General features: G+C 69.5%; 2 protein-coding genes. Both read left to right on the forward strand.

Annotation, left to right across the window (positions count from 1 at the left end; translation table 11 throughout):
• The first annotated feature begins 47 nt into the window (after window positions 1-47).
• The gene (locus LLH23_14865; GenBank protein MCE5239746.1) at window positions 48-4,577 is read left to right on the forward strand and encodes a hypothetical protein; all 4,530 of its coding nucleotides are present in this window, start codon (window positions 48-50) and stop codon (window positions 4,575-4,577) included.
• Between the two features lie 41 nt (window positions 4,578-4,618).
• Window positions 4,619-7,915, forward strand: a complete 3,297-nt coding sequence (locus LLH23_14870; protein MCE5239747.1) for a beta-galactosidase — start codon at window positions 4,619-4,621, stop codon at window positions 7,913-7,915.
• Window positions 7,916-8,028 lie beyond the last annotated feature (113 nt).

Here is an 8,028-nt window from a genome sequence, read left to right on the forward strand (position 1 = left end):
GGCCACGATGAATATCACCACTATCTGCACACACACGAGGTACCGTTATGTCACGATGGCTGCTTCCGCCGTGTCTTGTTCTGGCCGCGATCGCCGGGGTCGGCGCCGCGCCGCGCCTGCTGCTCCTGGACGGTGAGGGCGGGATGACCGCGCGGGCGCTCCAGGCGCTCAACGTGCCGTGCACCGTCGGCGCTCCCGGCGACTACGCCTCCGGGAAGCTCTCACCCTTCGACTTCCAGATCGTCGTCGCCGGGATGGATGTGGACCGGGCCTCGCTGGGGGCCAGCCCCGAGCGCCTGTTGGCGTTCGTGCGGACCGGAGGGGTCTTCCTGGGAATGCGCGCCAGCCAGGAGGACACGTGGCTCCCGACCCCGGTGAAGATGGACAAGGCGTACGAACTGGGTGAGATCATCAAGCCGGAGCACCCGCTCTTCAGCCAGCCGACGAAGTTCACGAAGCCGGAGCTGAACAAGGTGCACGGCGGCAGCATCTACCGCGCGTTCTACGACCTCGGCGAGGGCTGGGTACCGCTGGTTGGCACCGGCCGCGAGCAGAGCTGGGACAAGACGCCCGCGGCAAGTGCCGGCCCGCACTACGGGATCATCGAGCTGGCATACGGCCGGGGCCGCATCATCCTGTGCCAGATGATCCCTGACTATGGCTTCGTCAACGATGACAAGGGCCAGCCAGGCCTGTCCAGCCAGTTCGTGCAGAACCTGCTGACTTACACCACGTCGCTGGCGCCGAATTGGCCGGCGCCCAAGCCTCGCGTCGTGCCGGCCAGCTTCCACGCGAGCCTGGGTGACGTGCTGCGCGAGCCGACCGCCGCCGGGACGCTCCCGATGGCGGACGGGGCCTGGCAGGTCACCAGCCAGGGCGCGTACGCCTGCAAGCCCGACCGGCGCGGCGTGGTGACCGTCTCGGCCGCCGACCGCCCGGCCGTTGCCGGCTCGTTCCTGCAACTGGAGCGCACCGTACAGATTGCGCCGGGCCGGGCCTTTCTGCGCTTCTACAACTCCGACGACTACTGCGGGGGGATGGACCCGCACATGGTCGGTGACCGGCGCGAGTCGCAGCGCGAGAACCGCATCAAGGACACGCGCTTCAAGCAGGTGCTCGTGAACGGGAAGGTCGTTTGGGAGCAGGATGCGCTGGGGCTCAACGAGCGCCCGGCCAGCCAGCGCTTCCACCTGGTGGACATCACCGAAGCGGCCGGCAGCAAGGGGAGCTTCACGCTGGCCCTGCGCGTCGAGGACCGCAAGTCCACCGCCGAGGATGAGCCCTTCGCGACGGATGTGTACTGGGCGGGGGTGGATGTGCTGCCGGGCATCACGCAGGTGCCGGTGGCCGAGAAGCAGACGAGCGTGAAGACGGCCTTCAGTGGCGCGAAGGGCCGCTACGCCGTGCTCGTCCGGGCGCTGGACGAGCACACCGGCCGGGGGAAGCTGACCGTGGCCGCGGACGGCAAGGCCCTCGGCAGCGTGCAACTGACCGCCGATGACTACGGCTGGTACTGGATCAGCTTCGGCCAGGCGGATCTCAGGCCTGGCAGCACCGTCACCCTCAAGGCGACTCCCGACGCCGGCGAGTCCTGCACGATGCATTCCCTCGCCTTCGTGCCCGTGTCGTTACTGGGACCGCGGGCTTCCAGCCCGCGAACGCCGTTGCCGTCGTCCCCCCTCTTCAAGCCCGGCCCGGCCGTCACCCGCGCCACCTTCCCCCTCCTCGTCTCCGGCCCCGAGGCCTACAAGCCGCAGGGCGAGGTCGTCTCGGGCGGGATGCCCTTCGCCTATGGGGCGGTGAAGTCCGAGCAGAGCATCCGGCTCCTCAATGACCAGGGCAGGGAAGTGCCCCTGCAGACGCGCGTGCTCGCCAAGTGGCCCGACGGCTCGCTCAAGTGGGTGCTCTTCACCCTCCCCACCGCACCGGGCGAGGTGCGGTGCGAGTACGGGACGCAGGTGAAGCGGGAGCCCCAGGGCGCGTCCATGGCCGTCGAGAGCGGCGACACCATCACGATCAATACCGGAGTGTTGCAGGCGCGCCTCCGGAAGCGCGACGGGGCGTTCGTCCAGCAGATCAGCCTGGGCGGCAAGCAGTTCGGCGGCTGGCGGCTGGTGATGACGACCGAGGACGGGAAGCAGTACGCCTCCGACCTCGCGCCGCCCACACGCTGCGAGGTCGTCGAGGCCGGGCCGCTGCGCACCATCGTGCGCCGGGTGGGCCGTCTGCAAAGCAAGGACGGCGCGACGCTGCTGGAGTATGACGTGCTGCTGCAGTTCGATGCCAACAGCGGCGCCATCCGCGTGCAGCCTGCCCTCACGCACAAAGAGAGCAGCGCCGAGGAGAAGATCAAGTCCGTCTGGTTCGAGATGCCTGTGGCCCGGGGCGACGGCCCCGCGTGGGTCCAGGTGGACGGCCAGTGGCTGCGGGCGCGCGAGGCTGTTGTCAGTCAGATTGACGACCAAGCCTCCAGTACGCACCTCGTGACACCCGACGGCAAGGAGGCCGATGGCCCCGGCAAGCGCCAGAACGGCTTCGTCCGCCTGGCCGGTGGGGGCGTCAGCGTGGACCTCATCCCCCGCTGGTTCTGGCAGATGGCGCCCAAGAGCATCGCGGTAGAGCCGAACGGACTCCGCTACACGCTGCTGAGCGGCGATCCGTTCGTCCTGCACCAGGGCGAGGGGATCTGGAACGACTTCGCCCTGCGCTTCTCTGACGACACCCGCGAGCCGAACACCGCCGACTTCGACGCTCTTGCCAACCCGGCCGTCGCGCTCGCTGAGCCGCAGTACATTGCCTCGACGTTGGCCCTCGGGCAGTTCGCACCGGAGAACCCGACGGTCTTCCCCGACTACGAGGCTGCCGCCGAGAGGTCCTACCAGGGCTACCTCGCCAAGCGCGAGCAGCGCCGTGAATACGGCGTCCAGAACTTCGGCGACGACACCTTCGAGTGGGGCTATGGGCCGTCGTACACCTTCTGGTCCAACCAGGAGTATGACCACCACTACGGGATGCTGCTGCAGTTCCTGCGCAGCGGCGACTGGCGCTGGTGGGAGATCGGCGACGAGGGCGCGCGGCACCATGTGAACGAGGACTGCGTACACTGGGCGCCGGGGCGTGAGTATCTGCTCGGCGCGCCACACCACCACAACGCTCGGCACATCGTGGAGAAGGGCTGGTTCCCCGATCACACCGTGTCCGGCTGCGATGTGAGCCATTCATGGGTCGAGGGACAGATCACCTACTACGTCCTGACCGGCGACATGCGGACCTTCGAGAACTGGAACGCCATGGGCGACTGGTATGTGTGGTGTGTGAACAACAACCGCTACGGCGCCGGCGGCCAGGAGCGCGGACCGGGGTGGACGCTGATCGCCCTGTCGGCGCTGTACAACACCACCCACGAACAGAAGTACCTCGACGCGGGCAGCAAGGTCATGGACTGGCTGCGCGGCATCCAGGACTCCGTGCGCGGCGTCGTGTCCATCCCCGTCTCCGAGCAGCCCTCGTATGAGGGCGGCAGCTCCTTCATGCACGGCATCGTGGCGCGGGGGGCCGGGCGCTGGTACGAGGCGACCGGCGACGGGCGCGGCCGGCTCGCGGCCGTGGGCATCGCCGACTGGCTGACGGCCGAGTCCATGGGCCCGCCCGCGCGCTTCTACTACAAGCAGGCCCCGCGCATCAAGGGCAACTATGGCAGCGACTGGCAGTGCCTCACGGCCATGACCTACGGGATGAAGTACGGCGACCCGGCGTGGTACGGGCCGCTGGCCGAGACGCTGTACGACTCCGGCCGGCCGGACACGCGCAGCATGGCCTGGGTGCCCCAATCACTGGCCCACCTGCAGGGCCGGTTCAGCCCCTACCGGGCACGGCTGCTCACCCCGTCCGTCAAGGCCTCCCCCGCCGAGCCGGGGGAGGTCAGGCTGCACCTGCAGAACACGACCGGCGAGCCGGTGACGGTCGGCGTCACGACGATCGCCGCTCCGGCGGGCCTGGCCATCGGGCTGCCGGCTCCCGTGACGCTCGCGCCCCAGGGGCAGAGCGACGTGAGCGTGAGCGTGGCCGTCAGGGACCTGCCGCGGGCCTCGGGAGTCGTGAAGCTGGGCCTGAAGGCCGGGACGACGGAGCGGCAGTACGAGGTCGCGGTGGCGGCCATGGCGCAGATCGTGCGGATCGAGAAGACCGCGGCCGAGGGGCAGCTACAGGCGCCGTTCGTGCTGGACCGGGACAAGGCCGCCACAGCCCCGCGCGACGCCAGCTTCACCGGCAACCCGCGCCAGCCCGGCGAGCGTGTCGGCTGGATCGCCTGGGGCATAGACGTGCCCGTCGCCGGGAGCTACATGCTCAGTGCGGATTGCTGGTGGCTGGACGACAAGGGCAACTCGCTCTTCCTGCAGGTGGACGACGGGCCCGAGGTGGTCTTCGGCAATGATGGGGAGATGGGCCGCTGGCACGTCGTGCGGGCGGGGGAGGCCCTGCGCTTGACGGCGGGGCGGCATGTCATTCGGCTCGTCAATCGCGAGGACGGGGCGAAGGTGCGGCGGTTGACCATCGAGGCGGAGGCACTGCGGTAGCGACGCGGGGCGAGGCCGGACTGACAGAACGAGGTGCGCCGATGAAGACGACATGCTGGCTCGCGCTGGCCCTCATGCTCACGGCCGCGGTCGCGAGCGCCGACAAGCCCGTGACTGCCGATGGCTCGACCCTCAGCCTCACCATCGGCCCGGAGGGGCGCGGCACCTACCGGCAGGACTACCACCAGGACCTGGCGACCGCCGAGCAGACCGCCTATGCCCTGGAGGGCAAGACCACCTGGCGGGACAAGCCCTGGCTCGACCTGGCCTTCAGCGGCTCGCGGGTCATCTACCGGGTCGAGCTGAGCAAGCCGGTGGCGAAGCTCACGCTGGGGTTCTCGTACTGGGGGACCAAGACCACCGAGGGCCTGGTGTGGGCGTCCAGTGATGGGCAGCAGTGGACGCAGGTGTGGGCCTACGACCCCGCCACCATGCCCGTGGATGTGCGCGTGTCGGGCAGTGCCGAGTTAGCCCCGTACCTGAGCAAGGGCGCGCGCCCGGTGCTCTACCTGAAGCTTGGGACCGACACGAAGTGGGGCCTGCTGTTCGGATGGTCGCTCAATGCGTTCGAGAAAGCCCCGCCCGCGCTCAAGCCCTACCAGCCGGGGCCGGTGCCGCCCGACGGGGCGCTGCGCTACTGCATCCACTATGGCGAGGTGGACTCGGACCTGGAGTACTTCCTGCAGCGGGCGCAGGTGAACCTGCTGCACTGGCATGGCCCGTTCTCGGGCTATGGCGGCATGGCGGAGCGGGCCAAGCTGGACGGCCTGAAGCGCAGCGCCAAGCAGACCACGGACTTGGCCCATGCGTCCGGCATGGCCTGCCTGCTGTACATCGGCCCGTGTTTCAGCTACGGCGACCCCGAGAGGCGCACCCAACTCTTCGGCTTCTATGACAACATCTGGTCGCAGTACGAGGACTACTTCGGCCCGAAGCCCGGCGATCTGCTCGACCAGGCCCAGCGCGACGTGCAGGGCCGGCCACGGCCGTACGAGTACGGCGGCCAGCAGGGCTACCACCTGTGCGTCAACAGCCCCGGCGTGCGCCAGATGACCAAGGGCCTCATCCGCATGATCGTGGAGTCCGGCGGCGACGGCAGCTTCTACGACGGGCCGTATGTCACCGAGGGCCGCTGCTACTGCCGCTGGTGCCGCGACAAGTTCCGCCAGTGGCTCCGGGACAGCTACTCCGCCGCGGATCTGGAGGCGCACCTCGGAGTCACGGACGTCGCCACTGTCGAGCCGCCGAAGTCAGCCCGGGAGAAGCTGTGGGTGCCCTTCCGGCGCTTCAATGCCTGGAGCCTGCTGGACTTCATGCGCGACACGAAGGCCTACGCGCGCACGCTCAATCCGCACTACCTCATGACCAGCAACTACTGCATGTGGAGCGGCGAGCCGTTCAGCCCCATCCGCGGCACGGCCGAGGACGCCGAAGTCGAGAGCCAGGTCGTGGACGTGCTGTTCGACGAGGCGGCCTACGGCGCCGGCCCGCGCTGGGAGCAGGGCGGAAAGGTCAGTAACGCAACCGACTACCGGCACCTGCTGGCCGCCGCCCAGGGAGTCCCCGTGGCGCTGCTGAAGACCGCACCCGAGGGCACCCATCCCGACGCGGGCGGCAACCTGACGCGCCTGGCCCTCGCCGAGGGGGCCGCGAACGGCGCGACGTGGCAACTGCACAAGCTCAAGCCCGCCGCGCAGGTCGGCGCCGAGCAGTACAACAGCTTCCTCGCCGCCCGGCAGGACGTGCTGGTGCGCTGCAAGCCGTGGGCTACCATCGGCATCTGGACCTCCTCGACCCAGGCCTACTTCGACCTGCCGACCTACCCCACGGCGATCTCGCGCTTCCTGGCCGACAACCACCTGCCGCACCGCTTCGTGATTGACCGCGAGGTCGAGCAGGGCAAACTGGCCGGGCTCGACGTGATGATCGTGCCGCAGGTGTCGGTGATCTCCGGCAAGCAGTTGGCCGCGCTGGAGGCCTTCGCGCGCAGCGGCAAGGGGCTCATCCTCGTCAATCGCTGCGGCGGAAAGGACGAGTGGGGCGACGCCCGCACGAAGCTGCCGCTCGGCCAGCCCGATGAGCAGGCCACGCCGCCGCTCAAACAGGCCCTGGGGCGCGGGCGCGTGGCGTACACGACCTGTGGGACGCTGCCACAGTCGCCCAATGGCGGGTTGTCGGCCGACGACCGGGCGCGCCTGCATGTCACGCCGGAGCTGATTGCATGGGCCGCCGGGCACGACCTCCCGGCCTGGCTCCCCGCGACCGACCAGGTCGAGGTGACGACGGCCTATGACGGCAAGCAGACACTGCTGGCCAGTCTCGTCAACTACGGAGTCGAGCTGAGCGGCCATGTGAAGGCTGTCGGCCCGATGCCGCTGCGGGTGATGCTGCCGCCGGGGATGACCGTCGCGAGCGCCACGCTCTTCAGCCCCGACAGGCCTGCCGGCGCGCAGGGCCAGCCGCTGCAGTGTGTGACCTTCACGCCGGGCCGCGAGCGCTACGCCCGCGTCACCGTGCCGGGCCTGGACATCCTCTCGCAGGTGCAGTTCGCGCTGAAGCCCGCGGCGTCCGTCGCCATCACGCCGGCGATGAAGCTGCAGGCCAACGGCGAGGCCGTGCCGGGAGCAGAGCTGGGCCTGGGCATATCCGGGGCCGTCGGCGCGAAGCTGTCGCTGGCCCTGCCGACGGGCTGGAAGATCGTCAAGGCCGCCACGGGGGCCGATGGCTCCGGCTACCTGGTCAGCATCCCCGCGACCGAGGCTGCGGCGCTGCAGCGGGTCGGCGTGACGGCGCGCCTGCCCAAGGGTGTCGTGCTCACCGACGAGGTCTGGCTGCCGCTGCGGCAGCCGCTGGAGCTGTCGCTGCACATGCCCCCGTACGCCGACACGCGCTCGGGCCGCACTGCCGTGACCATCGCGGTCCACAACCGCCTCGATCAGGCTGCGACCGTGGGCCTGCGGCTCACCGCACCCCCCGGGTGGAGCTTCGACCGCCCGACCATCGCGGAGACAGTCGAGGGCCTGACGCACGCGGGGCTCGGCGCATGGCTGCAGGCCCCGCCCGACGCGAAGCCCGGCGTCTACACGGTCTCGGCCGTGGCCAACGCCGGAGGCAAGGAGGTCCGCGCCGAGGCGAGCTTCAGTGTGGTGGACAACCTGCGCGCCCTGCCGTGCCCGTACATCTCCCCGGCGCAAGGGCTGCCGCCGGTGGGGAACGCCGCGAAGATTGACGGCAAGCTCGACGAGGCCTGCTGGAAGCTGGCCGGCAGTGTGACCGGCTTCCAGCGCAACGATGGCAAGGGCCCCGCCGGCTGGCCCTTACCCACTTTCGATGTGTAGGGTTCTGCTGATGAGTCTGTTGAGTAGTCGTTGGTTGAGCTTGGTCAGGCGGCGGTCGGCGCAGAGCACGATCTGCAGCCCGAGCCAGAAGGCGCTCTCGGTCTTCCAGTAGT

It is taken from the genome of bacterium, assembly GCA_021372615.1.
Taxonomy (GTDB): Bacteria; Armatimonadota; Zipacnadia; order Zipacnadales; family UBA11051; genus JAJFUB01.

What these genes read in the sequence shown, in the direction of transcription:
- LLH23_14870 (MCE5239747.1), top strand. Translation starts at nt 4,619, where the DNA reads ATGAAGACGACATGCTGGCTCGCGCTGGCCCTCATGCTCACGGCCGCG.
- LLH23_14865 (MCE5239746.1), top strand. Translation starts at nt 48, where the DNA reads ATGTCACGATGGCTGCTTCCGCCGTGTCTTGTTCTGGCCGCGATCGCC.